Origin of the sequence: Gordonia sp. McavH-238-E (assembly GCF_022348225.1) — a bacterium.
Taxonomy (GTDB): Bacteria; Actinomycetota; Actinomycetes; order Mycobacteriales; family Mycobacteriaceae; genus Gordonia; species Gordonia terrae.
Genome location: NZ_JAKRFE010000006.1, coordinates 120,847 through 147,531, shown reverse-complemented (window position 1 = coordinate 147,531; position 26,685 = coordinate 120,847). Strand labels below are relative to the sequence as shown.

20 protein-coding genes and 1 pseudogene are annotated in these 26,685 nt (G+C 67.6%); 8 read left to right on the top strand and 13 right to left on the bottom strand.

What is annotated here, in order from left to right:
- Positions 1-16 precede the first annotated feature (16 nt).
- From MHN80_RS10505 to MHN80_RS10495, 3 genes are all read right to left on the bottom strand, one after another.
- A complete protein-coding gene (locus MHN80_RS10505) occupies positions 17-5,512 on the bottom strand; it encodes a carboxyl transferase domain-containing protein (protein WP_239401401.1) in 5,496 nt (1,831 codons plus the stop codon).
- 198 nt (positions 5,513-5,710) lie between these two features.
- Positions 5,711-6,703 (bottom strand): isopenicillin N synthase family oxygenase, encoded by a 993-nt coding sequence (locus MHN80_RS10500; RefSeq protein WP_239401399.1) that lies wholly within the window; start codon positions 6,701-6,703, stop codon positions 5,711-5,713.
- 42 nt (positions 6,704-6,745) lie between these two features.
- On the bottom strand, positions 6,746-7,111 hold the full coding sequence (locus MHN80_RS10495; protein WP_004022323.1) for a MerR family transcriptional regulator: 366 nt from the start codon (positions 7,109-7,111) through the stop codon (positions 6,746-6,748).
- A 107-nt stretch (positions 7,112-7,218) separates the two neighbouring features.
- Here MHN80_RS10495 and MHN80_RS10490 point away from each other — a divergent pair.
- A pseudogene (locus MHN80_RS10490) lies at positions 7,219-7,823 on the top strand (hypothetical protein).
- An 85-nt stretch (positions 7,824-7,908) separates the two neighbouring features.
- Here the strand turns inward: MHN80_RS10490 and MHN80_RS10485 are convergent.
- From MHN80_RS10485 to MHN80_RS10465, 5 genes are all read right to left on the bottom strand, one after another.
- Positions 7,909-9,006, bottom strand: coding sequence for a phosphotransferase (locus tag MHN80_RS10485; RefSeq protein WP_239401397.1), 1,098 nt, complete (start codon positions 9,004-9,006; stop codon positions 7,909-7,911).
- Positions 9,003-9,359: a hypothetical protein gene (locus MHN80_RS10480; protein WP_238418845.1), complete on the bottom strand. Its 357-nt coding sequence runs from the start codon at positions 9,357-9,359 to the stop codon at positions 9,003-9,005. Before MHN80_RS10480 ends, MHN80_RS10485 begins: the two co-directional genes overlap by 4 nt.
- A 28-nt stretch (positions 9,360-9,387) precedes the next feature.
- Positions 9,388-10,473, bottom strand: a complete 1,086-nt coding sequence (locus MHN80_RS10475) for a TIGR03857 family LLM class F420-dependent oxidoreductase (RefSeq protein WP_239401395.1) — start codon at positions 10,471-10,473, stop codon at positions 9,388-9,390.
- Positions 10,466-11,560 carry an ecdysteroid 22-kinase family protein gene (locus MHN80_RS10470; RefSeq protein ID WP_239401393.1) on the bottom strand — a complete coding sequence of 365 codons (1,095 nt, stop codon included), beginning with the start codon at positions 11,558-11,560 and terminating at the stop codon, positions 10,466-10,468. Before MHN80_RS10470 ends, MHN80_RS10475 begins: the two co-directional genes overlap by 8 nt.
- Before the next feature lie 90 nt (positions 11,561-11,650).
- A complete protein-coding gene (locus MHN80_RS10465) occupies positions 11,651-13,384 on the bottom strand; it encodes a PEP-utilizing enzyme (RefSeq protein ID WP_239401391.1) in 1,734 nt (577 codons plus the stop codon).
- 272 nt (positions 13,385-13,656) lie between these two features.
- Here MHN80_RS10465 and surE point away from each other — a divergent pair, with 272 nt between their 5' ends.
- Positions 13,657-14,460, top strand: a complete 804-nt coding sequence (surE, locus tag MHN80_RS10460) for a 5'/3'-nucleotidase SurE (RefSeq protein ID WP_239401389.1) — start codon at positions 13,657-13,659, stop codon at positions 14,458-14,460.
- Between the two features lie 126 nt (positions 14,461-14,586).
- On the opposite strand, the gene MHN80_RS10455 is transcribed toward surE, so the two are convergent.
- Both MHN80_RS10455 and MHN80_RS10450 read right to left on the bottom strand, forming a co-directional pair.
- The gene (locus MHN80_RS10455) at positions 14,587-15,216 is read right to left on the bottom strand and encodes a MarR family transcriptional regulator (protein WP_239401387.1); all 630 of its coding nucleotides are present in this window, start codon (positions 15,214-15,216) and stop codon (positions 14,587-14,589) included.
- Positions 15,213-16,811 carry an AMP-binding protein gene (locus tag MHN80_RS10450; RefSeq protein WP_239401385.1) on the bottom strand — a complete coding sequence of 533 codons (1,599 nt, stop codon included), beginning with the start codon at positions 16,809-16,811 and terminating at the stop codon, positions 15,213-15,215. Before MHN80_RS10450 ends, MHN80_RS10455 begins: the two co-directional genes overlap by 4 nt.
- Before the next feature lie 165 nt (positions 16,812-16,976).
- Between MHN80_RS10450 and MHN80_RS10445 the strand changes: the two genes are divergently transcribed.
- From MHN80_RS10445 to MHN80_RS10420, 6 genes are read left to right on the top strand one after another with little or no spacing between them, the layout of a single operon-like run.
- Positions 16,977-18,176, top strand: coding sequence for a cytochrome P450 (locus tag MHN80_RS10445; protein WP_239401383.1), 1,200 nt, complete (start codon positions 16,977-16,979; stop codon positions 18,174-18,176).
- Positions 18,173-19,627, top strand: a complete 1,455-nt coding sequence (locus MHN80_RS10440; protein WP_239401381.1) for an aldehyde dehydrogenase family protein — start codon at positions 18,173-18,175, stop codon at positions 19,625-19,627. The genes MHN80_RS10445 and MHN80_RS10440 overlap by 4 nt, the downstream gene beginning before the upstream one ends.
- Positions 19,624-20,451: an SDR family oxidoreductase gene (locus MHN80_RS10435; protein ID WP_239401379.1), complete on the top strand. Its 828-nt coding sequence runs from the start codon at positions 19,624-19,626 to the stop codon at positions 20,449-20,451. The genes MHN80_RS10440 and MHN80_RS10435 overlap by 4 nt, the downstream gene beginning before the upstream one ends.
- 11 nt (positions 20,452-20,462) lie before the next feature.
- A complete protein-coding gene (locus MHN80_RS10430; protein WP_239401377.1) occupies positions 20,463-21,941 on the top strand; it encodes a pyruvate, phosphate dikinase in 1,479 nt (492 codons plus the stop codon).
- Entirely contained in the window at positions 21,941-22,654 is a 714-nt protein-coding gene (locus MHN80_RS10425) for a TetR/AcrR family transcriptional regulator (protein ID WP_239401375.1), read from the top strand. Before MHN80_RS10430 ends, MHN80_RS10425 begins: the two co-directional genes overlap by 1 nt.
- Positions 22,651-23,685 carry a ferredoxin--NADP reductase gene (locus MHN80_RS10420; RefSeq protein ID WP_239401373.1) on the top strand — a complete coding sequence of 345 codons (1,035 nt, stop codon included), beginning with the start codon at positions 22,651-22,653 and terminating at the stop codon, positions 23,683-23,685. Before MHN80_RS10425 ends, MHN80_RS10420 begins: the two co-directional genes overlap by 4 nt.
- 164 nt (positions 23,686-23,849) lie before the next feature.
- Here the strand turns inward: MHN80_RS10420 and dmpG are convergent, their stop codons facing one another.
- The 3 genes from dmpG to MHN80_RS10405 are packed head-to-tail and all read right to left on the bottom strand — an operon-like array spanning position 23,850 to position 26,667.
- Positions 23,850-24,872: a 4-hydroxy-2-oxovalerate aldolase gene (dmpG, locus tag MHN80_RS10415; protein ID WP_238418858.1), complete on the bottom strand. Its 1,023-nt coding sequence runs from the start codon at positions 24,870-24,872 to the stop codon at positions 23,850-23,852.
- On the bottom strand, positions 24,869-25,843 hold the full coding sequence (locus MHN80_RS10410) for an acetaldehyde dehydrogenase (acetylating) (RefSeq protein WP_238418859.1): 975 nt from the start codon (positions 25,841-25,843) through the stop codon (positions 24,869-24,871). Before MHN80_RS10410 ends, dmpG begins: the two co-directional genes overlap by 4 nt.
- The gene (locus tag MHN80_RS10405; RefSeq protein WP_239401371.1) at positions 25,840-26,667 is read right to left on the bottom strand and encodes a 2-keto-4-pentenoate hydratase; all 828 of its coding nucleotides are present in this window, start codon (positions 26,665-26,667) and stop codon (positions 25,840-25,842) included. The genes MHN80_RS10410 and MHN80_RS10405 overlap by 4 nt, the downstream gene beginning before the upstream one ends.
- Positions 26,668-26,685 lie beyond the last annotated feature (18 nt).

The following is a 26,685-nucleotide window of genomic DNA, read 5'->3' as shown; positions in this document are numbered from 1 at the left end:
CTCTGAGCAGAGACAGCTACGAGCTGGCCACCTGCGAGTCCTGCCGACCCCACGCCGGCGACTTCTCGATCGCGCCGATGATCTGGGGCCGGAGCTCGTCGGCCTGGATGACCGCGTCGACCGAGCCGACCTCGACGGCACGGCGGATGCTGTGCACCGAGTCGAACTCGGCGGCGATCTCACTGATCTTCTCCGCGCGCACCGACTGTCGGAGGTCGGCCAGTTCGGCGTTGAGCCGCGAGCGGTCCGGACCGGTGGCCTGTGCCGTCTCGGCCTCGAGTTCGCGCACCCGGGCGTCGGCGCTCACCCGCTTGGCCACATCGCCGGCGAAGACGACCGCGGCCGCCGGCGCACCACCCAACACGGAGGCGAACGACCCGTCGATCGCCAGCACGGTCATGTTGGGGTTCAACGCCTTCGAGAACACCACGAATGCGCCACCGTGGTAGCGCGAGATCACGCAGAACACGATGGGGCCCTCGAAGTTCACGATGGCCCGGCCGATCTCCGCGCCGTACTCCAGCTGCAGCTTGCGCAGCGACTCCGGCGATCCGTCGAACCCGGACAGGTTCGCCAGCACCACGAGTGGTCGGTTGCCGCTGGCCACGTTGATCGCGCGCGCCGCCTTCTTCGACGATTGCGGGAACAGCGTGCCGGCGGTGTAGGTGTCCGGACCGTCGGTCGGTGTGTAACCGCGGCGTGGCACCTCCCGTGACTCGATACCCAAGAGACACACCGGGATTCCACCCATGTGCAGATCAGTGACCACCGCGGTCTCCGCGTCGGCCATGCCCGCCCAGCGCTCGAGCACCGGGTGATCCTGGTCGGCGACGGCGCGGATCACGGTGCGGATGTCGAACGGCTTCTTGCGATCCGGGTTGGACGCCGCCGAGAAGATCTGCCCGACGGTGGTGAAATCGCTGCCCGCGAGAACGTGCGGGTAGTCGGAGATGTCACGGTCGACGGGGTCGCTCGTGATCGCGCGGCGCGGCGTCTGCTCGCCCGGCAGCACGTAGGTGTGCTCGTAGTGAGCCATCAGGAGGTCCCGTGCCGCACCGAGGTTCGGTGCCCAGTACTGCGCCTGGCCGTTGGGGCCCATGACGCGGTCGTAACCGCCGATGCCGAAGTTGTCCTCGGCCGACACGCCTCCGGAGAAGTCCAGCGACTGCTTGCCGGTGAGCACCATCGCCGACTCCGGGGTCATCACCAGGATGCCCTTGGTGTGCATGAGCATCGTCGCCTCGGCGTTCCAGTACGGCTGCCCGCCCACGTTGATGCCGGCCACGACGATGTTGATCTCGCCGCCGTCCTGCGTGAACTCGACGATCCGCTTCAGCGCCCGGGCGATCCAGTCCATGTTCTCCGTGCCGGAGTCCATGGAGATCCGCGCGCCCGACGAGAGTGCGTACCACTCGAGCGGAACCTGCATCTGCTCGGCGAGGTCGAGCGCCGCCACCAGCCGACTGCACTCCGGTTCCGCAAGCGCGCCCAGCGATTTCGTCGGATCGCCGAGCAGGACCACACGGGTCACGCCGCGCGGGTACTTCTCGGTGGGTGTGGTGACCACACCGGCGACGATCGCGGCCGAATTGCGACCCTTGGGGCGGTCGACCTGCACCAGTCGCTGCTCGGCGTCGAGGTCGTACTCGGTGAAATCGCCCAGGATGGCCGCCAATTCGTACGGGTAGACGGTGTTGCGCTTCGCCGCGCGCAGCACCTTCTGCCGGTATTCGTCGACCGGCTCGATGGGCTCGTCGCTCGGCTCGACGACCCGGACGTCGAATCCGCCGGTGGGGTTGCCCGAGAAATGCACCGAGACCTTGCTCAACTCACCGGTGTCGCGGTCGCGGCGGCGCGCGATGAGCTGGACCTCTTCGAGTCCGACGCCCTGCGTCGTGCCGCTGATGTGATCGGCGATCAGATCCAGGATGTCGGCGTCGACGTCGATCGGCGGCCACACGTACATGATGATCCGGTTGGCGCTCGACAGGTTGGTGGAGCCGCGCTGCGCACGCCGGATCGAGTCGACGCACGACGCGAGCGCGGCTTCGGCGGTCGGCAGCGTCAGCAATCGGCCGTCTTGCTCGCGCAAGGCGGTCAGGTCACGCACCTGGGCGAAGGCGACGAGTCGCCGGTCGGACGGGTTCTCCCGTGCGACACAACGGAAGAGGTACACCTCTTCGTCGTCCGACGAGGGCAGGCGGGTGAGGTCGAACTTGCGCAGACGCTCCATCTGCATCCGCTGTGCGATGTAGGGGTGCAGGCCGCGGATCAGACGTTCCTCGGCCATACCGGTGGCCGACGGCCGGAACGTGACGTGGTGGTGCATCCGGGCGTCGGCGCTGCCCGCGACCGTGATGGTGACGCGATGCACCTGCGGCGGAAGCGAACTCGTGGCGACGATGTCGTGCAGCGTCCCGGCGAGGACGTCGAAGTCGTCGGGCTGCTGCTCCCAGGCGAGATAGATGTCCGCGTCGACGGCCGCGGTCTCGCGAGCGAGCTCGGCGAGTCCGCCGATGGCTGCGGGCAGTGCATCGAAACCGACTGCGGCCGAGGCGATGTTGCCTGCGTCGCGCTCGGCGACCACGAAGGTCGCGCCGCCGGCCTCACGAATCCGGATGTCGGAGAGACCACGGTTGCCGTAGTAGCGCCGGGTCAGCACCTCGAGCATGACCGTGTTGTCGGCGTGCCGCTCGATGCGCTGGCCGAGCAGCCGGACGAGCGGTTCGGTGCTGCGCACCATGTCGTCGATGCGGCTCGTACGGTCGGCGGCGTCGGGATTCTCGTCGAGATACTTCAGCTGCTTGCGCACGTTGCTGTACACGCGTGCGCGGTCGCGCAGCAGCAGCGGCTGTCCGTACCAGGCGTAGATGACGCCGCGCGCGAGGTCGGAGACGGCCGGGAAGCGGACCTGGGTCGCGGCGACGAGGCGGTCGAGGGCGGTGCCCACCGCCTCGCGCAGTTCGTCTCGCGGGGTCGGCTCGTCGAGCCATTCGAGCAGCAACGCGCTGATCACCGAGGCGGAGTCGTTCGGGTTCTGCAGCGCGAGGAAGATCCGGAAGACGGCGGCTTCGAGCTCGGGGGTGCGCTCGAGTTCGGTGACGCCGTAGTGGCCGAGTGCGCGACCCAGCTGATCGTGGAACGCCGCGGGCAGTCCGTCGCGTTCGACGTCGAGACTCTGCAGGTAGGTGTGGAAGTTCTCCCGTGCGCTGTGTACGTGCTCGACGCCGACCTCGTGGCTCGACGGCCGGTTCTGGCTCAACTCGGCGAGGTCGGCGAACACCGTCACGAGTTCGAGTTCGTCGGCCAGCGGTCGACGTCCGCTGTCGATGGCGGCGCGGCGGACGGACAGGTATTCGTCGAGCAGTCGTGTCCGGTGGTTCGGGTCCACGTCGTAGCCGAGCAGCTGGCTGCGGAGGTCCTCCTGGCTACGGGTGGTCCGCTCGGTCGGGTCGACCTGGGGCTCCTCCGGCAGTTCGAGGTCGACGGTCGCACCGACTTCCTCTTCGACCTCGTCCCCCTCATCGGCCAGCGGCTCCAGCCGCATCAGGGTCGCGCCGGTCTCGACCTGCGTGCCGACCGACACGGCGCACTCCTTGACGCGCGAGCGCACCGGGGCACGCAGCACGGTCTCCATCTTCATGCTCTCGAGCACCAGGATGGGAGCGCCGGCCTCGACCTCGTCGCCGGCCTGGATCGGTGTGGCGACGACGAGCGCGGGTGCGGGCGAGCGCACCACACCGCCCTCGTCGCGACTGACGCGGTGGGTGACCCCGTCGACGTCGACGAGGTGGATCGGTCCATGGGTGTCGGTGAGCAGGCGGTAGCGGACCCGGTTCACCACGAGCTGCGCGGCGTGGTCGTCGAAACGCTCCAGGTCGACGTCGGCGGTGCGGGTCTCCCCCGGCGCCTCGATGACGACCCGGAAGCGATGAGCACCGATGGCGGCGACACGCACGCGGTAGGCGACGCCGCGCAGCTTGAGGTCGAGCGGGCGCCCGCTCTCGTGCTGCACCTGCGGGCGGCCACCGGAGGCCGTCGACATCAGGCGCTGCCGTTCGACGAGTTCCTCTTCCTCGTAGGCGTCGATCGCGGCGGCGATGAGGGCGATGGCCGAGTGCCGGTTGGCGACGAGGCCGCCCTCGGCGCGCACGCGGTCGATCCAGCCGGTGTCCGCGCTGCCGTCGATCACCTGCGGCTGATCCAACAACTCGAGCACGAAGCTCTTGTTCGTCGCTCCGCCGGCGATGATGACGCGGGTCTCGCGGATCGCGCGGCGCAGACGGCCGAGCGCCTCGTCGCGATCGCGACCGTAGGCGATGATCTTGGCGATCATCGAGTCGAAGTCGGCGGGGATGGTGTCGCCCTCGCTCACACCGGTGTCGACGCGGATACCCGGTCCCGCGGGCAGCTCCAGCAGGTCGATGCGGCCCGGAGCCGGCGCGAAGTCGCGGTCGGGATCCTCGGCGTTGAGGCGGGCTTCGATGGCGTGTCCGCGCTCGCTCGGCGCCGCACCCTCGAGCCGTCCGCCGGAGGCGACGTGCAGCTGCGCGCGCACCAGGTCGAAGCCGGTGGTCGCCTCGGTGATCGGGTGCTCCACCTGCAAACGGGTGTTGACCTCGAGGAACGCGAGGAGATTCTCGCCCGGGTGGTAGAGGAACTCGACGGTGGCCGCGCCCCGGTAACCCACGGCGACGGCGAGCCGCTCCGCCGAGGCCTTGAGCTCGGCGACCCGGTCCGCGGGGAGGACCGGCGACGCCGATTCCTCGATGATCTTCTGGTTGCGGCGCTGGACCGAGCAGTCACGCACGCCCAGCGCCCAGGCCGTGCCCTGACCGTCGGCGATGACCTGGACCTCGACGTGACGCGCGCCGGTCACGAGACGTTCCAGGAACACCACGCCGCTGCCGAAGGCACGCTCGGCCTCCTCGCGGGTGCGGGTGTAGGCGTCGCGGAGATCGGCGTCGCTGGTGACCTTCCGGATGCCGCGGCCGCCACCGCCCGCGGTCGCCTTCAGCATCAACGGGTAGCCGATCTCGGCTGCCGCGGCCACCGCCTCGTCGAGGGTGTCCACACCGCCGCGGCTCCACGCCGCCACGGGGACGCCCACCTCTTCGGCGATCAGCTTGGCGCCGATCTTGTCGCCGAGCTTGCGCATCGCCTCGGCCGACGGCCCGACGAAGGTGACGCCGATCCGGTCGCACAGTTCGGCGAACAGCGGGTCCTCGGCCACGAAGCCCCAGCCGACCCACGCCGCGTCGGCACCGGTCTCGAGCAGAGCGTGCTCGAGCACCTTCATGTTCAGGTAGGGACGCGATGCCGCGGGCCCGAGGTCGTAGGCGACGTCCGCCTCGCGCACGAACGTGGCGTTTCGATCCACGTCGGTGTGCAGTGCGATGACCTCGATGGGTTGCCGGGTCTCCTCCGACAGGCCCCGAACGGCGTGGATGAGCCGCATCGCGGCTTCACCTCGGTTCACGATGGCGATACGAGAAAACAACACCGACTCCATTCACGTCGTCGTCGTGCGGCTGAAGGTCCGCAGGTACGGTACAGCGCGGCGACCCAGCTCAGTGGCGATCCGGGACGCGCGGGGTGGTTCGACGGTGTGATTCTTACGAGTCAAATCGCTACGCGCGAGTACGGCGCGTCGGAAGGTGGCCGGAAGCACCTGTTCCGGACGCCGGGAGAGTGGATTTTCGCATGCTCCCTACGAGGAGCCCCGCTGGGGAGCCGGGATGCCGTGATGCAGTTCCGCGACGTCGGGATGAGCACGCGTACGCGACTTCCAGGCGTTCTCGCCGTAGGTGGCGAAGATGGGGTTGTCGGGATCGGTCTCGACGCCGCGCGACCGGCGCGCGAGGTCGGGCGGCAGGTCGATGATCGGAACCACCGCGTCCAGGGCCGGATTGAGAAAGAAGGGGATGGACACGCGATCGGTGCCGGGCGCGGGGGCCTGGACCCGATGCCGGGTGGCCCGCAGGTAACCGCCGGTGGCGACCTCCAGCAGCTCCCCGATGTTGACGATGAATGCGCCATCCATCGGCGGCACGTCCACCCACTGTCCAGGCGTCAGCTCCACCTGGAGGCCCGCCGAGTCGGGCTCGACCAGCAGGAGAGTCAACACGCCCGAATCCTTGTGTGCGCCGACCCCCTGGCTTCTGTTCGCGGTGCCGGGATACCGCACCACCTTCATCAAGGTCGCGGGCAGATGCGCGAAGGCATCGTCGAACACCGTCGGTTCGGCCCCCAGCGACGACGCCCAGTGACGCAGCAGCCGAAGACCCACAGCCGACAGAGCGGCACTCCAGTCGTCGAAGACCTCCCGGAATCTCGGGATCGACGTGGGCCACAGATTGGGGCCCTGCAGATGCCAATACCCCTGCGCTCCATCGATGACGGCGCGCTCCGGGCCGATATCGATCTGCTCACGCCAGTCGACCTGCCCGTTTGTCAGCTCGCCACCGAGCCGTGAATAGCCGCGAAACTGCGCGCTCTGCAATTGACTGATCTCGTTCTTGTCGGCGTCGGGCAGAGCGAAGAACTCACGCGCCGTCGACAGAACCTCCGCCTGACGGTCGACGCCGACGCCATGCCCGACCAGATAGAAGAAGCCCGAGGTGTGCGCAGCCTCGCGCAGTGCCACCGCGAATTCCTCCGGCGCGTCGTCGGCCGTGGACAGATCAACCACCGGCACAGTCATGACGCCATCCTCACTCCTGTCGGCGGCCGAGGCCACCCGAGTTCACGGTCGGGGCCGAGAAGCGGCGTCGATGACGTCGTCGAGCACGGCCCGAGAGTTTCGCAGCTCACGTATCGCGTCGTCGATACGAGCCCGTTCGGCGGCGAGGCGTTCGACCAACTCGGGCGTCGCAGTATCGGAAGGACCACCGTCGGAGTCGCGCATGCACGGCAGCAGTGCTGACATCGTCTGGCTGCCGAGTCCGGCGGCGTAGAGCTCCTGGATGTGGAAGACACGGTCCACCGCGGCCTCTGTGTACTCACGTTGCCCTCCGGCCGATCGGTTGGAAGCCAGCAGACCACGCTGCTCGTAGTAGCGCAGCGACCGCTCGCTCACCCCTGTTCGTCGTGACAGCTCCCCGATCCGCATGGCTCCGTTTTACGCAACCGGCCAGGCGCGGCCCGCCGTTCCGGTGGGGACCGTCGGCCGGATCGCGCTTGACCCTGACATGCGTGTCAGGTCTTACGGTCGGCGCCATGACGAACCCGACTCCCGCGCCGCCTTACGAGTACTGCCCCATCGTCGACCGCGACCCGATCAGTTGGCCCGACGGCAAGAAGGTCGCCGTCTACATCGGTCTGAACGTCGAACACTTCTACTTCGGCCGCCCGTCGACGAGCATCTGGCCGGGTACCACCGAACTGACCCCGGATCCGCTGAACCACGGATGGCGCGACTATGGCCCGCGCGTCGGGATCTGGCGCACCATCGAGTGTCTCGACCGGCACGGTGTCCGACCGAGTGTCCTGCTCAACTCCTCCGTCGTGGATGCCCACCCCCGTTGACGGTTCCCGAGATGTACAGCGTCCCTTACTCGGTCGAACTCAACGACCTACTGTTGTTCGGTCATGGTCTCACCGGGCCGGACTTCCTGCAGATGATCATCGACAGCTACGAGCAGCTCCGCGCGGACTCCGCGACGAGTGGCCGGGTACTGCCGATCGCCCTGCACCCGTTTGTGATCGGCCAACCGTTCCGCCACCGGTACCTCGATGAGGCGCTCGCATATCTCACCGCCCAACCCGACGCCTGGCTCACGACGACCGATGACATCGTCGATGTGTATCGCGCACAGGCCTGACGGCCGACACCGGTCCCGCACATGGCCCATCGCCGAGCGAGGGTGGCGGCTGGTCCGCACGAACCGGCGACCGTGCGCGACGCGCCTACGCCGACTCCGCCGCCAGTGCACGCACCTGTGCCACCGAGTCCCAATCGACCGCAGCGGCGCAGTTCCGCCGCAGCAACGCGAGGATGAGGGTGTTGACCGTCTCGTTGTCGGGGAGCACGTCGATCGCGGCCAGGGTGATGTACAGGCCGCTGAGCAGCTGCACGCGGTAGTCCCTCAGCGCTGTCGCCCCGTCGTAGCCGGTCGACTTCTGCGCGAAGGTCTCCGCGTAGTGGGTGATCAGCCGGCGCTCGTGCGCTCGACGATCCTCGACGTCGACACTGCCCGACATGAAGTACCCGACGTCGTACATGGGATTGCGGAGCCCGGTGACCTGCCAGTCGATCAAGACCGCGCGTCGGACGTCTCCGACCGACTCGAACAACACGTTGTCCACGCGGGGATCACCATGGGTGAAGGTGAGGTGCTCCTGCGGGAGCAGGTGCCACACCCGGACGAGCTCGATCGCCTGACGGATCGCCTCGAGATGGTCGTCGGGAAGGTCATCGGCGAACCGGGTGAGTGCCTGCCCCGCCCCGCGTTCGGCCGCGTCGGACCAGTAGTCGCAGACATCGCTCAGCCGGATCATCCATGCCGGCGCGGTGGCGGTGTCCATCGGATGGAACTCCGAGTGCACGTTCGCGAGTTCGGTCAGCACCGCTGTCGCGTCCTCGACGGTCGCGCCCTGAACCTGGTTTCCCGCAACGGCACTCGTACTCAGGTCCTCCATCACCAGATTGATCGTGGTCTCGTCTCCGGCCACCCAGTACTTCAAGGGGATCCGGCAGGCGTTCCGCGCGGAGATGTCGACATACGCGCCGATCTCGCGATGGTATGCACCACTGCGCAATCCGTGCGCGTGTACATCAGGGTCACGGGGTTTCAGCTTGACCACGACCGCATCGGGCGCTCCGGGAGACGGCCTGGCATAGGCGACGCTCACCCGTACGGTGTCGCTGACATTGCCCGCGCCGATCGGCTCGATCGTGATCGCCGCGATCGATGTGTCGTGGCCGGCGTGGCAGAGGACTTCCTCCATCCAGGCTGCGGTGATGTCGTCGGTGGTGTCGATGAGCTTCGGCGTTGTCAGCGTCATGACCAGGATCCTTCGAGGTAGTCGGGATTCCACACATCGGTGATGACACCGTCGTGGACTTTGAAGATCTCGATGCCGCAGAGACGCTCGCCCGTCGTGAGACGTTCGGCGTTCCAGGTGAGGGACGCGAACATCTCGTCGCCGACGAGTGTGACCACGGTGAACTTCGGCTGATGCGCGGCGAGGTCGGCGACGATGCGCTCTCGTTGCTCGCGTCGGCTGAGTGACCGGATACTCCCCGCCCCGTGGCGTGTCATCGGGTCGCCGCAGATCTCGTCGACCAGGTCGATCTGCTCGTCGTTGTACAGTTCGTAGACGTAGCGTTCGACGAGTCGTACTGCGCCAGTGCTCATGTGATGACTTTCTGATGGATTCTGTCGGTCAACTGCCGAGAGCGACGAATTCGGAGACCGTGCTGTCGAGCTCGGTGGGTGTCGCGCCGTGCATGATCACGCCGTCGACCCCCAGGTCGAACTGCGCCCGCACTCTCTCTGCGCAATGCCGTGGCGTCCCCATGGCCGCGCAGTCGAGCCACTCGGCGGGGATCACGTCGCGGAGACGTTCGAACGTGGCGGTGTCCCCGACGGCATCGGCCCATCCCGGTAGCTCGCGCACCACCTCGGACTCCCGGAACCTGTTCAGCGCGGCTACATCCCACCGGTTGGTCGACACCAGAAGATCCCCGTAGACCTGGAGGTAGGTGGCGATCCGGCCGACCGTCTTCTTCAGGATGACCTGTTCGTCGAGCTCGTCGGTGACGGTGGCATAGCACGACCACACCTCGACCGAGTCGGGGTCGCGTCCGGCCGCGGCCGCGGCGTCCTTGACGGTGCGTACGACCCTGGCCGTGGTCTCGTCGGAGAAGAACGTATGCAGCACGACGAGGTCGTAGGCGCGACCGGCCATGGCGAGGGTCTCGGGCCCGAAGGCCGTGGTGGCCAGCTTGATGTCCTCGTCGAAACCGGGGTCGAGTTTGATCGCCGGGAACCTGCCGAGCGCCCCGTCGTAATCGGTCACGGTCTCACCACGCCACAGTCTGCGCATCAGATGAGCGAACTCTTCGAGTTGTGCGGTGGTCGTGTGCGCGAGTCCGAGCCCAGCGATCTGGGGGCGCAGACCGCGGCCGACGCCGAGGGTGAAGCGGCCACGGGTGAGGCGATGCATGGTGGTCGCGAAGGCCGCGGTGATCGCCGGGTGGCGGGTGTTGATGTTGGTTGCCGCGGTGGTGATCCCGATGCGATCGGTGACGGCTCCGGCCGCCCCGGACAGGGCACACGCCTCTTTGACGTTGAGCCGTTCGGAGATGAATGCCTGCCCGAGGCCGAGACGCTCAGCGTGCGCGAGCTCGCCCAACATCTCTCGGGGGTCGTCGACGTGCCCGCCGAGCGTGTAGAAGCCCAGTCGGTCGGTTCCGATCGAGGACGCGGCGACCTGCGGTCGACCTTCTCGGACGGCGGTGTCAGACATGAACTGCCCCTTGCCCGCTCAGTGCGGCGATCCGCGCGAGCGCATCGTGGTCGCGGGCGTGCGCCAGCGAGTTGGCCACCATGGCCGTGAACAGCTCGTCACCCCGCTCGGATCGCGCGACGAGCATCGCGGCGGCGACACCGATCACCAGGTTCTGGAAGGTGCCGACCGGGTAGTCCCGCATCAGTTCGGCCAGTGAGTAATCCGTGACCCCGTGCGCGAGGAGCCCTCGGTGGTAGTGCTCGAGGAGCTCGGCTTCGGATGCCCGACGGGTCTCCGGGTCCAGCGCTCCGCCGATGAAGTAGGCGACATCGACGACCCCGGGCGCGAAGATGACCGTCTGCCAGTCGAGAACGGCGAGGGGTACGTCGCCGCCACCCGCGTCGAAGAGGACGTTGTCCGGCCGGTAGTCGCCGTGCTGGATGGTGAACGGCATCGTACGCAGTGCGGTGTAGTAGTCGGCGATGCGCTCGGTGAACGCCGTTCCGAGTTCGATGTCGGCCGCGGACAACCGGGTTCGGTACCGGTCCACGAAACCGGCCCACCATTCGGGCATCATCTCGGTGAAGCGGGCCCAGTAGGTGTCGGAGATGTCGAGCCAGGGCGTACCGGCGAGTTGCGCCGATCCCCAGTAGGGCCCGTGGATGCCCGCGGCCTGCTCCACCGCGAGTCGCACCTCGCCGACAGTGCACCCGGCCAGCTGGTTACCCGGCCGGGCCGGCGTCAGGTCCTCCAGGACAAGTGCGAATTCAGTGTTGTTGGAGTCGATCTCAGCGTGATGGCAACGCGGGACGCGCACCTGCAGGTTGGGTGCGATGTCTTGATAGAACCGCACCTCGCGCAGGTAGTTCAGCTCACTGCGACCGGCCGCGCGGCTCTGTTCCTTGTCGGAGGTGACCTTGATGACGAACGACGACGGGGCTGACGTGGGTGCGGAGTAGCTCACGGTCGTCCGGATGCTGTCCGCGACCTGTCCGGTTCCGATGGGGCTGGTGGCGAACTCGGTGATCGCCACCGTGCCGTCCTTCGTCCCGGTGGTGGTGAGCACGGTGTCGAGCCAGGTGGGACAGATATCAGAGGCGTGCATCGCTCTCCTCGGGTGCGCACGGGTGGAGCGGCCGGCCCCGAGGGGATTGGCTCTCTCGGGGCCGGCCGAGTCGGATGGCGAGATGGGACTTCAGATGAGGGTGACGGTGCCCGCGGTCCCGTCGACTTCGACGGTCGCGCCGTCGGTGATGCGTCGAGTCGCCTCGGTGGCCGACACCACGCACGGGATGCCGAGTTCGCGGCTCACGATCGCGGCGTGCGAGAAGGGTGCGCCCACGTCCACGACGACCGCGGCTGCGGTGACGAACAGCGGCGTCCACGACGGGTCGGTGATCGGCGCGATGAGAATGTCACCCGGTTCGAGTGCCGACGGGTCCGAGGCCTCGGTCAGCACCCGCGCCCGGCCGCGTGCGACACCGCCGCATGCGGGAACTCCGGTGATGGTGTCACCGGTGGATGCGGCGGCGACGGTCGACTCCGAGCGCAGCGGCCACTCGGACATCGGCGCAGGGGTGCCGTCGACGACGAACGGCGGCGTGCGGTCGAACAGGTCCAGGTACCCCTTCTCGCGTTCGACGAGAGTGTCGCGGTACGACGCCGGATCGTCGAGGAACCCCGCCAGCTCGTCGGCGAAGAGCATGAAGATCTGACGCGGCGAGTCGATCGCACCCCGGTCCGCGAAGCGACGGCCGAGTTCGAGTGCGGGCAAGCGCAATTCGTGGATCAGCATCGCGGCCGTGGTGCGGCCGCGTTCCCGGCCGCGCATCCACAGAGCCGACGCATTGAGCACCGCCTCGAATTGACCTGCGGTCTCGGCGTCGCCGGCGAGCATCTCACGGATCGCCGCCGCGGCGGCGTCGCGTTGGGCGGCTCGCTGCGCCGACTTGGCCTCCGGCGCTTCCCCATCCGGAACGTCGCGCATCGTCTCGATGGTCGCCAGGGTGAGGTCGGGGTCGACACCCCATGTGATCGCGCGGATCTCCCACTCGGCAGGTCCACGGAAGTCCCAGTCGGCGAGGAACGCATCCAACTGCGCGGCGAACGCGCCGACCGCCTGCGACTCCGAGGCCTTGAGCTTGGCGTAGAGCCCCTTGGTGCCGGCATCGAACAGCGCTGAGACATCGGGATGCTGAGCCTGACGGCTCAATTCCCACATCCGCAGCGAGGGGCCTGCGGAGTCGACGTTGCCCAGCCCGGCCACCAGGGTGAGTGCCTGCTCCGGTTTGCCGACCGCCTCGGCGAGCTGCGCGATGGCACCGAGTCCGACGCCGCACTTCAGGCTGGCCTCGATGTGATGTTTGAAGAGCCGACGGAGCAGGGTCTCGAACGAGTTCATCCGCTCGACGAGCTCACTGTCCGACAACTGGGTCAGATCAGGCCGACTGCGACGGATCTCGTCGACCTCGACGCGATCGGCGTCGTAGGCGGCGAGGTCGGTGGCGCCGAGCACCTGCTCATTGAGCCAGGCACCGGCTTTCGCCTCGTACTCGGCGTTTTCGTCGAAGTCGCGTTTTTCGCTCTCGTAACTCGGGATGCCGGGCATGTCCCCGAAGTACTGCAGGTCGACGGCCTCGGCACTCATGCCGGGCACCCGCACGCCGAACAGCCGCATCAACGACATGTTGATGTAGAGGTAGCTGCCGAACGCCGGGAGGATGTTGAACGCCACCGCGTCGTCGTACAGGTCGTCGTCCCATACGCCGCATGCCACGAACGCGTCGCGCCATCCGGGTTCCAGCGTGTGCTGGAACCCGAGGGAGGCGTTCAACGGGGTGATCGGGTCCGGGAAGATCTCGCCGACGTTGGCGCGAGAGTACAGCGGGAACAGTTTCGAGGTCTCGTTCGAGATCGGCCAGGCGGTCATGTCCGGGCGTCCTTCCAGTTGGTCATGAGCGAGCGGCCGAGTCCCTCGGCCCGCTTCTGCATCTCGCAATCACACATCGGTGGTTAGCGAACGCTGTGTCACATTATTCTGTGATCCCACTCACGTTGTCAACCACTCTGGTCGCAGGCTCATGGTTCTGTACACGCTCTTTACCTCCGCTACGCGAGTGTGGCTGGACAGATATGTGATGAGTGAGTCACTATTCATCCAGGCGGCGCGGTACTGGACGGGCTGCCGAAAGGAGAGTTCGGATGCGTGTGCTGGTCACCAACGACGACGGTTACGACGCCGATGGGTTGATCGCGGTGGCCACCGCGCTGATCTCCGCCGACCACGACGTGGTCGTCGGCGCGCCGAGCTCCGAGCGGAGCGGGAGCGGGAGTTCTCTCGGCACGATCGAGGACGGTGCGCTGATCACCACGACCGAGCACCGTATCCCCGACCTCGGCGACACCCCGGTCTTCGCTCTCGACTGTCCGCCGGCGCTGACCGTGGTGGCGTTCTGCGCCGGAGCCTTCGGGCCGCCGCCCGAACTCGTCGTCAGCGGGATCAACGAGGGCCACAACACCGGGCGGTCGATCCTGTTCTCGAGCACCGTGGGCGCAGTGCTGGCCGCGCGCGTGGCCGGAGTCAGCGGTATCGCGGTCAGCTGCGGGTTCGCCCCAGACCACCGCTACGACACCGCGGCAGCGGTGGCCGAGCGCGTCGTCGGATGGATGTCCGACTCCCCCACCACCCCGATGACGTTGAACGTCAACGTCCCCGACGTCGACTTCCCCGATCTGCGCGGTATCCGGGTGACACCTCTGGCGAACCGGAGCATGTTCACCTTGCGGTTGTCCCGTACCGAGGGTGGCCTGCTGATCAATCGCGACGAGCGGCGCGGCGGCCGGTTCCGCGAGGGAACCGACAGTGCGGCGGTCGCGGACGGGTACGTCTCGGTGTCCGGGTTGAGCGGAGTCGACGCGGACAACGACTCCCTGGCGGACGCCGATACCGCACTGCGACAGGCGATGTCACGGGACGACGTGTTCGGGCTGGCGCAACTGCGCTGACTCCGGTGGTGGCCTCGACGGGCGCGGCGGCCTCGCTGCGCTCGGTCGACGCTGCTCGACCAGCGGGGGGTGCGACCATTCCCACTGGTTGAGCCGTGTCGAAGCCACCTGGTGACCCGTCAGTCCCTACTCGTCACCCGCGCCACGCTGGTGACCCGAGGTCAGCAGCAGATCCTGGTGGAGTTCCATCCAGATGTCGTGGTAGCTGTCGTACATCGGGCGCGCGAATGCGGCGGTGTCACCCCGGTGCACCTTCTCCAGGGCCGCCGAGAGCCGACTCCGGTAGCGGCCGAGTCGCGGGAGCTCGGCGCCGACCTCGTCGAGCGCCTGCGCGATCCGGTGGTGGATTCGGTCGAGTTCGGCGACGACGGATGCGTCGTAGTCGGCATCCGCGTGATCGTTGGGGGTCTCGTCCGGGCGGATCTGCCACGCCGCGCACACCTTCTTGAAGTCCCCGTTGATCGGGCCGAAGCGCTCGTGGAACGTGTCCACCGCGGCACGTTCTGACTCACTCAGCGTGAGTTCCGAGGACAGTCGCTCGTACTCGGCTTTCCCGGCCGGGGTGATCATCGTGCCCGAGATCCGGCCGCCCTCGCGGCGCATCACGAACCCGGCGTCCGCCAGCTGTTCGATGGTCACGGCCAGGGCGTCCGCGTGGTGGCCCGTCAGCGCGGTCAGGATGTCGTCTGTTGCGAGCCCCTTCACCTTGAGGGCATGCAGCACGTCGAAGTGTGCGGTGGAGGTCTCGGTCGTCATACTCGTTCTCCTTGCTGGGATGGATCTGTGGGCATCGTCGGATCTCCCTGTGTCGCGGACGATCTGCTCGGGCGACCGGCATCGGCCCCGGGGGTGGCGAACCGATCGACCAGTCGGCGTTTGTCGAGCTTGCCGGTGGGCAGGCGCGGTAGGTCGGTGGTGAACTCGACCGACCGGGGCGCCTTGAAGTGCGCCAGGTGTTCGCGCGCATGGGCGATCAGGTCGTCTTCGCTCACGGACGCGCCGGGGCGCACCTCGACGACCGCCTTGACCGACTCGCCGAACTCGGCGTCCGGCACGCCGACCACCGCCACGTCGGAGACCGCCGGGTGAGCCAGCAGAGCCGATTCGATCTCCTCGGGATAGATGTTGACCCCGCCGGAGATGATCATGAAACCTCGACGGCCGACGAGGTAGAGGAATCCGTCGTCGTCGAGATATCCGATGTCGCCCATCTGCTTCAACACCGGCCGTGCGGCGTCGGCCGGCCGGTCGGGTCCGCCGGCCGCCTCGAAACAGACCGTGCCCTCGACGCCGGGATCGACGTCCGCGCCCGCGGAGTCGGTGATGTGCACCCGTGCGGTACCCAGCGGTCGACCCACCGACCCCGGATGCGACCGCGCGTCCGTCGGCGAGATGTAGGTGTGCCCGTACCCCTCGGATGCTCCGTAGTACTCGTGCAGGACCGGGCCCCACCATTCGAAGATCGCTTCTTTGACATGCGGCGGACACGGGGCGCCCGAGGTGAACGCCACCCGATGCCGCGGGGAGAGCGCGATCGTCTCCCGGTCGGGCAGGTTCAACAGGCGGATCAGCATGGTCGGCACCCACTGCGAGTGCGTCACACCGTATTCGGTGATCGCTCGCATCGCCCCCGCGGCGTCGAACTTCTCCATGCACACGACGGTGCCGCCGGCCGCCAGCGTGATCAGCTGGAAGGTGAACGGCGCCGCGTGATAGTTCGGGGCGGGTGACAGCAGGACCGAGTCGGCTCCGACGCCGAGTTCGTCGACGAGGCCCGAGTGCCGGCGCGGTGCGTCCGCGGGATGCACGCCGAGCAGCGGTTGAGCGAACCGCTTCGGCCGTCCGGTCGTCCCGCCGCTGTAGAGCACTCGAGCACCGAGCAACTCACGCTCAAGGGGCTCGGACAACTGGCCGGCGAGCGCGTCGGCCAGGGCGACACACCCGTCCGCCGGGCCGTCGGCGCACACGATCACGGTCTGGTCCCGTCCCGAGCCGTCGACCGAGTCGTCGACCGCGGCGACGACCCGGTCGGCGAGCGCCGTACTGGTGACTATCGCGGCCGGGCGGTCCTCTTGGATGAGTGCGGCGAGCTCGGTCGGCTTGAGATGCCAGTTCACCGGTGTCACGTACAGACCGCTGCGCATCCCGGCGGCCACCGCCACCGGCCAGGCCAGACTGTTCTCCATGACCAGCACCACCGAGTCGCCCGGGCCGACGCCGCGGGACTGCCAGAATCGGGCCAGTCGATTCGATCGACGATCGAGCTCGGCGTAAGTGATGCGCTCCCCCGACCCCGCCATCACATAGGCGATGGCGTCGGGGCGGGTACGCGCGGTGGACGGTGGGTACACATCACTCCTGTTTGCGAATCATGAGTCGCATTGCCGGGTCGACCCTCAGCGGCCGGTCGTTGCAGGTAGGCAATCTCGAACTTTTGTACTGTTGTGGTTCACAACACACCATAGACTATGGTTTAGTGAAAGTGCAGTCACAAACGAGAGTCCATTGGAGAAGACATGACCATCGCTGACGACATCGATCTGATGGATCTCCGCCCGTTCGCGGCCGGTGTCGATCATGACGTGTTCGCGCGGTTGCGCACCGAGGACCCGTTGCACTGGAACACCGAACCCGACGGGCCGGGATTCTGGTCGGTGACCCGCTACGAGGACGTCAAGGCCGTGGCCTCCAACGCCGACGACTTCACCGTCACGCAGGGCACGCAGATCGCCAGCCGACGCGCGGAGGGCGAGGGCGCTCGCAGCATCCACCACGTCGATCCGCCCGAGCACGGCAGACTGCGCGGAATCGTCACCCCGCATGTGCGGCCGGTGAAGCTCAAGTCGCTCGAAGGCGACATCGCCGCGGTCATCGACGAGCTGCTCGACACCCACGCCGGCGCCGGCGACATCGACTTCGTCGCCTCCATCGCCGCGCAGCTCCCGCTGGTCATGATCGGGCGGTTGCTCGGTGCGCCGCTCGAGGACTGCCCGAACCTGTTGCGGTGGACCAACCAGATGGCCAGCGAGGACCCCGACTACTCCGAGGGTCCGGAAACCGCGGTGCGAGCGCGCGACGAGGTCTTCGACTACTTCCGCGGACTGGAGAAGCTACGCCGCGAATGCCCCGCCGACGATCTGATCAGCGTCCTGACCGCGGCCGAGCTCGACGGCGTACCCCTGTCACGTGGGTACCTCGACGCCTACTACCTGATCCTGATGGTCGCCGGGAACGAGACGACCCGCAATCTGCTGTCCGGCGGCGTCAACGCCCTGGCCGAGAATCCGCAGTGGTGGGACTTCATGCGAGCGAACCCCGCCAAGATCCGGGTGGTGGTCGAAGAGATGGTCCGCTGGGTCTCGCCTGTCCTGTCCATGCGCCGCACCGCCACCCGCGACATCGAGATGCACGGCAAGACGATCCGCGAGGGCGACAAGGTCGTGATGTGGTTCTGCTCGGCCAACCGCGACGAACGCGCCTTCGACGACCCGGAGACGTTCATCGGCAACCGGTTCCCCAACGAACATGTCGGCTTCGGATGGGGCGCGCATGCCTGCCTCGGCTCGAACCTCGCCCGTCTCGAAGCACGGTTGTTCTTCACCCGCATCATCGAGCGGGGACTGGGCATCACCGTCCTGGACACGCCGAACCGATTGCAGAGCAACTTCTTCCGCGGCATCAAGACCTTGCCGGTCCGGATCGAGGCCACCCGATGAGCGAGGTCGGCGAACTGACCGAGACCACCGGTCTCGGGACCGGCCCGGCCGCCCTGATCGGAGACCGGGAACTCGTTGACGGCGCTCCGATCCCGGTGATCAACCCCTTCACCGATCGGGAGATCGGTGCGACCCGCGAAGCCGGGAAAGACGTCGTCGACGAAGCGGTCGCCGCCGCGGCGAACGCGCTGCCCGCATGGGCACAGACGCCGCCGGCCCAGCGAGCCGCCGTCCTGCGGGCGACCGCCGATCTCATCGATCGACGCGGCGACCGGATCGCGGCGCTGGTGACCGCCGAAATGGGTATGCCCACCACACTGGCCACCGCGACACAGCAGGCGCTGCCGGCGACCGTGCTGCGCGCGACTGCGGACGCGACCGAGAGCTTCCCGTGGGAGCAGGTCGCCGACGGGGCGATCGTGCGCCGCGTGGCGGGCGGTGTCGTGGCGGCGATCACCCCGTGGAACATGCCGGTGCATCAGATCATCGCGAAGGTCGCGGCCGCACTCGCCGCGGGTTGCACCGTCGTGCTCAAACCCGCCGAGGCAACCCCGTTCGACGCCGCCCTCGTCCGCGGGTGCTTCATCGACGCGGGCCTCCCCGCGGGTGCCTTCGCCATCGTCAACGGCACCGGACCGATCACCGGCCAGGCTCTCGCCGCGCACCCGGACATCGCCCACGTGTCGTTCACCGGCAGTGTCCACGGGGGAAAGGCTGTCGCGACGGCGGCCGCGGAGTCGCTGGCACGCACCACCCTCGAACTCGGCGGCAAATCGCCCGCCGTCGTCCTACCCGACGCCGACCTCGACGCCGTGGTGCCGCGAATCCTGGCATCCGGGTTGGTCAATTCCGGCCAGGCGTGCAACGCCACCACGAGGCTCGTGGTGCCCGCCGCCTCCGCCGACCGCATCGAGGCCCTGATCGACGCCGCACTCGGACGGTTCGTGTTCGGTGACCCGACCGCGCCGGACACCACTCACGGTCCGCTCGCCTCCGCGGCGCACGCGCAACGAGTGCTCGATCGCATCGATGAGACACGCCAGGTCGGCGCCCGGGTGATCGCCGGCGCCGGAGAGCGTCTCGACATCGGCGACTCCCGTTCCTTCGTCTCCCCGATCGTCTTCGGCGATCTCGACCCCACCGCCGCGGCGGTCCGCGAGGAGATCTTCGGCCCGGTCCTGGTGGCGCAGTACTACCGCGACGTCGCCGAGGCGATCACGCTGGCCAATGACAGCCAGTACGGTCTGTCGGCCGAGGTGTGGTCCGCCGACCGGGACCATGCACTCCAGGTCGCGGCCCGGCTCGACGTCGGTCAGGTCAAGGTCAACGGCGTACGAACCCGCGAACGGCCGGCCGTACCCTTCGGCGGGCTCAAGAACTCCGGTTACGGGCGTGAGCTGGGCGCTGCGGGCATCGCCGAGTTCACCGAGATCCAGGCGGTGATGGCATGACCCGTTCGACAACCGCCGCGCGCACCATGGTCGTCACCGGCGCCGCCTCGGGCATCGGACTCGCCCTGGTGCAGCGGCTCCTCGACCGTGAACCCGGCACGCGGGTCATCGCCGTCGACATCGTCCCCTGCCCGGATGACCGTGCCCACTCGATTCTCACCGACCTCTCCGATCTGGAAGCGGTTGCAGCAGTGGATCTCCCCGAGCACCTCGACGCCCTGGCCAACGTCGCCGGGGTCCCGGGCACCGCTCCGGCGGAGACGGTCCTGGCGGTCAACACCCTGGGTCTGCGCGCACTGACGTTTCGGGCACTCGAGCGGATGTCCGCGGGCGGCGCCGTCGTGAACGTCGCCTCGATCGCGGCGCACCGGAACACACTGGCACACGACGACATCGCCGGCCTGCTCGCCGTACGAGATCGAGAAGAGCTACGCGCCTGGCTGTCCCGAGTGCAGATCGACGGGCCCGCGGCGTACGACACCTCCAAGCGTGCGGTCGTCGACTGGACGGTCGCATTGTCGGCTTCGTTGCAGCCCCGGGGAATTCGAGCCGTATCGGTCAGCCCCGGCCCCACCGACACCCCGATCCTGTCCGACTTCGAGCAGTCGATGGGCGCCGACGCCATCGCGCGATCGGCGTCGATGGTCGGCCGCCACGGCAGCGCGGCCGAGTCGGCATCGGTGATCGACTTCCTGCTCGGCCCGGACGCCGCCTGGGTCAACGGCATCGACGTACCCGTCGAAGGCGGACTCACCGCTCTGCGCGCCGCAGCCATCCCCCTTCCCCTGTCCCGACCCCGTAGCCGGGTCGACATCGCCGAGTGAAAGGACCACTCATGACCACACCTGCTGTCCTCGCACTGGACGGAACCGCGCCGGCCGATCGAGAGCTGCTCGGCGGCAAGGCCTACAGCGTGAACCGCATGCGGTCGCTGGGATTGCCGGTCCCACCTGCCTTCGCCCTCACCACGCCCGTCTGCGCCCAGTTCACCGAAGCAGGCGGTCAGCTCCCCACCCGCGTCTGGGAGGGGGTGCTCGCCCAGCTCCGCGTCCTGGAGCAGCAGACCGGAAAGGTCTTCGGCGCCGGCCCGTTCCCTCTGCTGGTCTCGGTGCGCTCGGGCGCTGCCCAGAGCATGCCCGGCATGATGGACACCGTGCTCAATCTCGGCCTCACCCGCGAGCTGGTCGCACAGCTGGCCGAGGCGACCGGCGACCCCGACTGGGCCCGTGACACCTGGGAGCGATTCCGCGCCGGATACGGCGACATCGTGCTCGGCGACGCCACCGCCGCACCACCCACCGACCCGTACGACCAGTTGCGCGAGGCGATCGGCGCCGTCTTCGGTTCATGGAGCAACGAACGGGTCGCAGCCTATCGACGTCACCACGGTCTGGGCGAGGGCGGCGGCACCGCGGTGACCGTGCAGGCCATGGTGTTCGGCAACCGCGACGATCAGTCCGGGACGGGCGTGGTGTTCAGCCGCGACCCGGCCACCGGCGCACCCGAGCTGTTCGGCGAGTGGCTCGCCCGGGCGCAGGGTGAGGATGTCGTCTCCGGTGAGCGCACGCCCGAGACCATCGACTCCTTCCGCACTCACTCGCCACACCTGCACGCCGAGCTCAGCACGATCGCGCGGACGCTCGAGAACGAACACCGCGATCTCGTCGACATCGAGTTCACCGTGGAGAGCGGCACGCTCTACATGCTGCAATGCCGCTCGGGGAAGCGCTCCGCGCGTGCTGCGGTCCGCATCGCCGTCGACCTGGTCCGCGAGGGCCTCATCAGCCGGGACGACGCCGTCGCGCGTATCAGTCCCGAACAGGCGAAGTCGTTGTCGCAGAACAACTCGGCAGACGCCGCGGCCGACGTCCTCGCCACGGGCACGAGCGCCGGCCCCGGTGCCGCGGTCGGCGTCGTCTACACCGACACCGACGATGCCTGCGCCGCAGCGGCACGCGGCGAGCACGTCGTCCTCGTCCGGCCCTCGACCTCGCCGGCCGACGTGCCCGCGATGTTCGATTCCGTGGCGGTCGTGACCGAGGTCGGCGGTACGACGTCCCACGCCGCCCTGGTGTGCCGCGAGATCGGGGTGCCCTGCGTGGTCGGGTGCGGGATCGGACTCTCCGACGCCCTCGCCGGGCAGACGGTCACCGTCGACGGAACGACCGGAAAGGTCTATGCCGGTGACGTTCTCAGTGCCGGCACCTCCGCTGACGAGTACGTCGACGAGCTGGTGTCGTATCTGCCGGACGTGCTGTCACCCGAACACCCACTGGCCGAGCTGATCACCGCACGAACACTGCAGGGGGCCTGATGAGCACCGACACCGGACCGGACGCCCGTGCGCACGATGGGATCGACGCTGCTTACTCGGCAGCCGGCCTTCTCGATCACACCGCGGCCCCGGCCAAACGCGCGAACAAGCGCGGTGAGCAGACGCGCGACAAACTGGTCAAGGCGGCGACGGAGTGCTTCACCGAGTACGGATACACCCGCACCCGGATCTCCGACATCACGCACCGGGCGGAGATCTCGCAGGGCAACTTCTATCGGCATTTCGTCAGCCTCGACGACATCTTCCTCGCCGCGCTCCGCCCGTCCCTGCTGGAACTGGCCAATGCACGACTGCGTCCCGATCGCGCCCAGGGCGAGTTGCAGTCGCTGATCGAGGTCAACACCACGTATCTCCAGGCCTACGCTCGCAGTCGCCACATGCTGCGACTGCTCCGCGAGGCGGCCGCGGCCAGTGAGAACCGGGGGTTCCAGCAGCTCTGGCTCAATCTGCGGGGCGACTTCGTGCGACGCACCGAGCGCTGGCTCGACCGCCTCGTCGCCAACGGGACCATCGAGGCCTGTGACACCGAGTTGCTCGCCGAGACCCTGGGCTGCGCCACCGAGCAGATGGCCTACATCCACGTCGGTCTGCCGGCCAGCACCCCGCGACGAGAGCGCCTCGAGGCTCTCGGGACCGCGCTCGGCGAACTCTGGTACCGGGTCATCCCGCTCACCTCCAGGACGACGGCATGACCCGCTCCGTCGCCTCGCCGGTCGAGCGCACCCTCGGGATCGACGTCACCGTGACCGCGGTCCGCGACGAGACGTCCGAGGCACGCACGATCGTGCTGGACTTCCCCGCGGGCAGCGACTACCGACCCGGGCAGTTCATCACCGTGCGCATCCCGAGCGATCGGACCGGCTCGGTCGCGCGCAGCTATTCGTTGTCGACCGCTCCCGGGGTCGACGCCGCCCCGGCGATCACCGTCAAGCGAACCCGAGACGGCTACGGATCGAACTGGTTGTGCGACAACGCCGAACCAGGCCTGACCCTGCACGTCATCCCACCGTCGGGGGTCTTCACGCCGCACTCCTGGGCGCACCCGCTGTACCTGTTCGCGGCCGGCAGCGGCGTGACGCCGGTGATGTCGATCCTGCGTTCGGCCCTCGAATCCCACGACACGACGGTGACCCTGTTCTACGCCAACCGCGACCGGGAGTCGACGATCTTCGCCGACGCGATCGACGAGCTGGCCGAGCGTCATCCCGGACGGTTGGTGGTGCATCACTGGTTGGAGGCCGACCGGGGTCTACCCACCGCGGCCGCGATCGGCGACGTTGTTGCCGGCACCGAGGACTGCGAAGCCTTCATCTGTGGTCCGGCACCGTTCATGGACCTCGTCGAGCACACCCTCCGCGGGCGCGGCCTGCACCACGAGGCGGTCCACGTGGAGAGATACGTGTCGCTGACCGGCGACCCGTTCACCCTCGCGACGCACGACGACGAGGGTGGCGCCCACGACGTCACCGTGCACATCGACGGCGACGTGCACACGGTCCGCTGCGGCACGGACACCGTGCTGCTCGACGCACTGCTCGCCGCCGACGTCGACGCACCGTATTCCTGCCGGGAAGGTGACTGCGGGTCGTGTGTGGCCCGACTGACCGCCGGCGACGTCGACCACGGCAACGGGATCGCGCTGGAATCCGAAGACATCGACGACGGATACCTGCTGACCTGTCAGGCGACCCCGAAGGGCCCGGTCACGATCGAGTTCGACTGAAGCCACACCCCGGATACATCGCATCGGCCCCGAGCGCTACACCGCGCCGATGATGTATTCCACTGCCAGATAAGCCTGCACCGTATTCCCGGCGACCCGATCTAGCGAGACCCGTCGGCCTTCGAGCGATTCTGTGGGGGACAGTGGCGCCACAGGGCGGGGTGTCAGTTGCCGACGGCAACGCGGTTCTGCAGGTCGAGTGCGATGTCGACGATGAGGTCTTCTTGACCACCGACCAGTCCTCGTCGTCCCACTTCGAGCAGGATGGTGCGCACGTCGATGCCGTAACGCTCCGAGGCGGTTTCGGCGTGGCGCAGGAACGACGAGTAGACCCCGGCGTAACCCAGGGTGAGGGTTTCGCGGTCGACTCGTACTGGACGGTCCTGCAGTGGGCGCACGATGTCATCTGCGGCGTCTTGTAGGGCGAACAGGTTGGTGTTGTGTTTCCAGTCGTGCAGGTCGGCGACGGCGATGAACGGTTCGATGGGGCAGTTACCTGCGCCGGCTCCGTGTCCGGCCAACGATGCATCGACCCGGGTTGCCCCGGCTTCGACAGCGATCACCGAATTGGCCACCGACAGCGAGAGATTCTCGTGCGCGTGGATTCCGATCTCAGTGGCTGGGTCGAGAGTCTCGCGGTAGGCGCGGACACGCTCGCGGGTACCGTCCATGGTCAGCTTGCCCCCGGAGTCGGTGACGTAAACACAGTGTGCTCCATAGCTTTCCATCAGTTTGGCCTGGCGCGCGAGTTCTCCGGGGTCGGTCATGTGGCTCATCATCAGGAAGCCGGAGACGTCCATGCCGAGTTCGCGGGCGGTGGAGATGTGCTGGGCGGAGACATCGGCCTCGGTGCAGTGGGTCGCGACCCGTACTGACCGGACGCCTAGGGAGTATGCCTGGCGGAGTTCGTCAATTGTGCCGATGCCCGGGAGTAGAAGCGTCGTCAGACGAGCATGGGTGAGGTTGTCGGCGGCGGCCTCGAGCCACTCCCAGTCGGTGTTGCTTCCCGGGCCGTAGTTGAGGCTGCCGCCGGCCAGTCCGTCGCCATGGGCGACTTCAATGCCGTCGACCCCGGCGGCATCGAGTGCGGCGACGATGATGCCGACGTTCTCCGGTGTGATCCGGTGCCGCAGTGCATGCATGCCGTCACGGAGCGTCACGTCCTGAATGAACAGTTGTGTGGTCATCGCAGAGTTCCCTTGGCTTCGGTCATCGCCAGGTCAACCGCGATGGTTTCGGCGAATTGCACCGCCGCAGAGGTCATGATGTCGAGATTGCCTGCATAAGCAGGTAGGTAGTGTGCGGCTCCCTCGACTTCGAGGAACACGCTGACCTGGTGCGTAGGCCGCGGCGCATCGGCAGGCAGCAGAGTGTGGACGGGCTGGTCGGCCGGGATCTCGGTGATCTGCACGTCCTGCTTGAGCCGGTACCCCGGCACGTAGACAGCCACCTTGTCGACCATCGCGTGCACCGACTCGATCACTGCCCGCTCGTGGTCGGGGCCCGAGAGTTCTGCGAGACAAAACACGGTGTCTCGCATGATCAACGGTGGATCAGCGGGATTCAGGACGATGATTGCCTTGCCGCGCCGGGCCCCTCCGACCGATTCGATTGCGCTCGACGTGGTTTCGGTGAACTCGTCGATGTTCGCGCGGGTGCCCGGCCCAGCTGACTTGGAGGCGATCGACGCGACGATTTCGGCGTAGGACACCGGGGCAATCGCGGACACAGCGGCGACGATCGGGATCGTCGCTTGGCCGCCGCATGTCACCATGTTCACGTTGTCGGACTGCCGGTGTTGGTCGAGGTTGACCGCCGGAACGACGAACGGACCGATCGCAGCGGGCGTCAGATCGATCAGCCGCTTGCCGAAGGGAGCGAGCAACTCGGCGTTGAGCCGGTGGGCTCCGGCGGACGTCGCATCGAAGACGATGTCGACGTCGGAGAAGTTCGGCAGATCGATGAGTCCGCGCACTCCTCCGGACGTCGTCGGCACCCCGAGACGCTGTGCGCGAGCGAGTCCGTCGGATGCAGGATCGATACCGACCATCGCTCCCATCTGCAGATTCTCCGAAAGCCTGATGACTTTGATCATGAGGTCGGTACCGATGTTGCCCGAGCCGATGACAGCGACGGTCGCATCTTTCGTGGTGCTCATCTCACCAGCTCCTTCACGAATGTGGTTGATACCGAGCCGAGACCACTGATGTCGGCGCGAACATGGCAGGGCCCGGCGACCGGCACCATCGGTCCCAGCGCACCGGAGAGCACGACTTGACCGGCCTGCAGCGGTTGGCCGAAGTCTCGAGCGGTGACTGCGAGCCAACGCAGAGCGTTGAGAGGATCCCCGAGACAGTCGGCACCCGTGCCCGTCGAGACGACATCGCCGTCGACCGACATCGTCATATTCACTGACTGCGGCTCGAACTCGCCGAGTGTGCGTCGTTCGTCGCCCAACACGAACAGACCGCTCGATGCGTTGTCAGCAACCGTGTCGGCGAACGTGATGTCCCACCCGGCGATTCGGCTGTCCACGATCTCCAGAGCTGCCACGGCATAAGCCACCGCGCCGTGTACCTGTTCATAGGACAAGTCGCCCTCCGCGAGATCCTCGGCAAGAACGAATCCGATCTCGGCCTCTACCTTCGGTTGCAGGAGACAGTCCAGCGCCACGACGGCACCCGCCGCACAACTCATGTCGTCGAGGAGAATTCCGAAGTCCGGCTGGTCCACACCGAGTTGTTTCTGGACCACCGGCGCGGTGAGGCCGATCTTGCGTCCGACAATGCGTGCACCTGCGTCCACACGAGCAGCGACGACCCGCTGCTGAACCGCATATGCAACGTCGGGATCGTCGACACCGATCAGGGCACGAACAGGCAGGCACGGCGACCGGCGCGCGGCCGCAGACTGTAGTGCTTCCGCAGCCCTTCTCACAGAAGGGTCAGAGGTTCTCAGAGTTTTACTCACGTCGTCTTCCATGTCATCGGGTGCTCAACG

Excerpts from the sequence above, each read along its gene's own strand:
- MHN80_RS10440 (WP_239401381.1), top strand. The coding sequence starts at position 18,173 with ATGAGCGAGGTCGGCGAACTGACCGAGACCACCGGTCTCGGGACCGGC.
- MHN80_RS10430 (WP_239401377.1), top strand. The coding sequence starts at position 20,463 with ATGACCACACCTGCTGTCCTCGCACTGGACGGAACCGCGCCGGCCGAT.
- MHN80_RS10500 (WP_239401399.1), bottom strand. The coding sequence starts at position 6,703 with ATGACTGTGCCGGTGGTTGATCTGTCCACGGCCGACGACGCGCCGGAG.
- MHN80_RS10455 (WP_239401387.1), bottom strand. The coding sequence starts at position 15,216 with ATGACGACCGAGACCTCCACCGCACACTTCGACGTGCTGCATGCCCTC.
- MHN80_RS10420 (WP_239401373.1), top strand. The coding sequence starts at position 22,651 with ATGACCCGCTCCGTCGCCTCGCCGGTCGAGCGCACCCTCGGGATCGAC.
- MHN80_RS10475 (WP_239401395.1), bottom strand. The coding sequence starts at position 10,473 with ATGTCTGACACCGCCGTCCGAGAAGGTCGACCGCAGGTCGCCGCGTCC.
- MHN80_RS10485 (WP_239401397.1), bottom strand. The coding sequence starts at position 9,006 with ATGACGCTGACAACGCCGAAGCTCATCGACACCACCGACGACATCACC.
- MHN80_RS10480 (WP_238418845.1), bottom strand. The coding sequence starts at position 9,359 with ATGAGCACTGGCGCAGTACGACTCGTCGAACGCTACGTCTACGAACTG.
- surE (WP_239401389.1), top strand. The coding sequence starts at position 13,657 with ATGCGTGTGCTGGTCACCAACGACGACGGTTACGACGCCGATGGGTTG.
- MHN80_RS10465 (WP_239401391.1), bottom strand. The coding sequence starts at position 13,384 with ATGACCGCCTGGCCGATCTCGAACGAGACCTCGAAACTGTTCCCGCTG.
- MHN80_RS10445 (WP_239401383.1), top strand. The coding sequence starts at position 16,977 with ATGACCATCGCTGACGACATCGATCTGATGGATCTCCGCCCGTTCGCG.
- MHN80_RS10425 (WP_239401375.1), top strand. The coding sequence starts at position 21,941 with ATGAGCACCGACACCGGACCGGACGCCCGTGCGCACGATGGGATCGAC.
- MHN80_RS10505 (WP_239401401.1), bottom strand. The coding sequence starts at position 5,512 with ATGGAGTCGGTGTTGTTTTCTCGTATCGCCATCGTGAACCGAGGTGAA.
- MHN80_RS10470 (WP_239401393.1), bottom strand. The coding sequence starts at position 11,560 with ATGCACGCCTCTGATATCTGTCCCACCTGGCTCGACACCGTGCTCACC.
- dmpG (WP_238418858.1), bottom strand. The coding sequence starts at position 24,872 with ATGACCACACAACTGTTCATTCAGGACGTGACGCTCCGTGACGGCATG.
- MHN80_RS10435 (WP_239401379.1), top strand. The coding sequence starts at position 19,624 with ATGACCCGTTCGACAACCGCCGCGCGCACCATGGTCGTCACCGGCGCC.
- MHN80_RS10410 (WP_238418859.1), bottom strand. The coding sequence starts at position 25,843 with ATGAGCACCACGAAAGATGCGACCGTCGCTGTCATCGGCTCGGGCAAC.
- MHN80_RS10405 (WP_239401371.1), bottom strand. The coding sequence starts at position 26,667 with ATGGAAGACGACGTGAGTAAAACTCTGAGAACCTCTGACCCTTCTGTG.
- MHN80_RS10495 (WP_004022323.1), bottom strand. The coding sequence starts at position 7,111 with ATGCGGATCGGGGAGCTGTCACGACGAACAGGGGTGAGCGAGCGGTCG.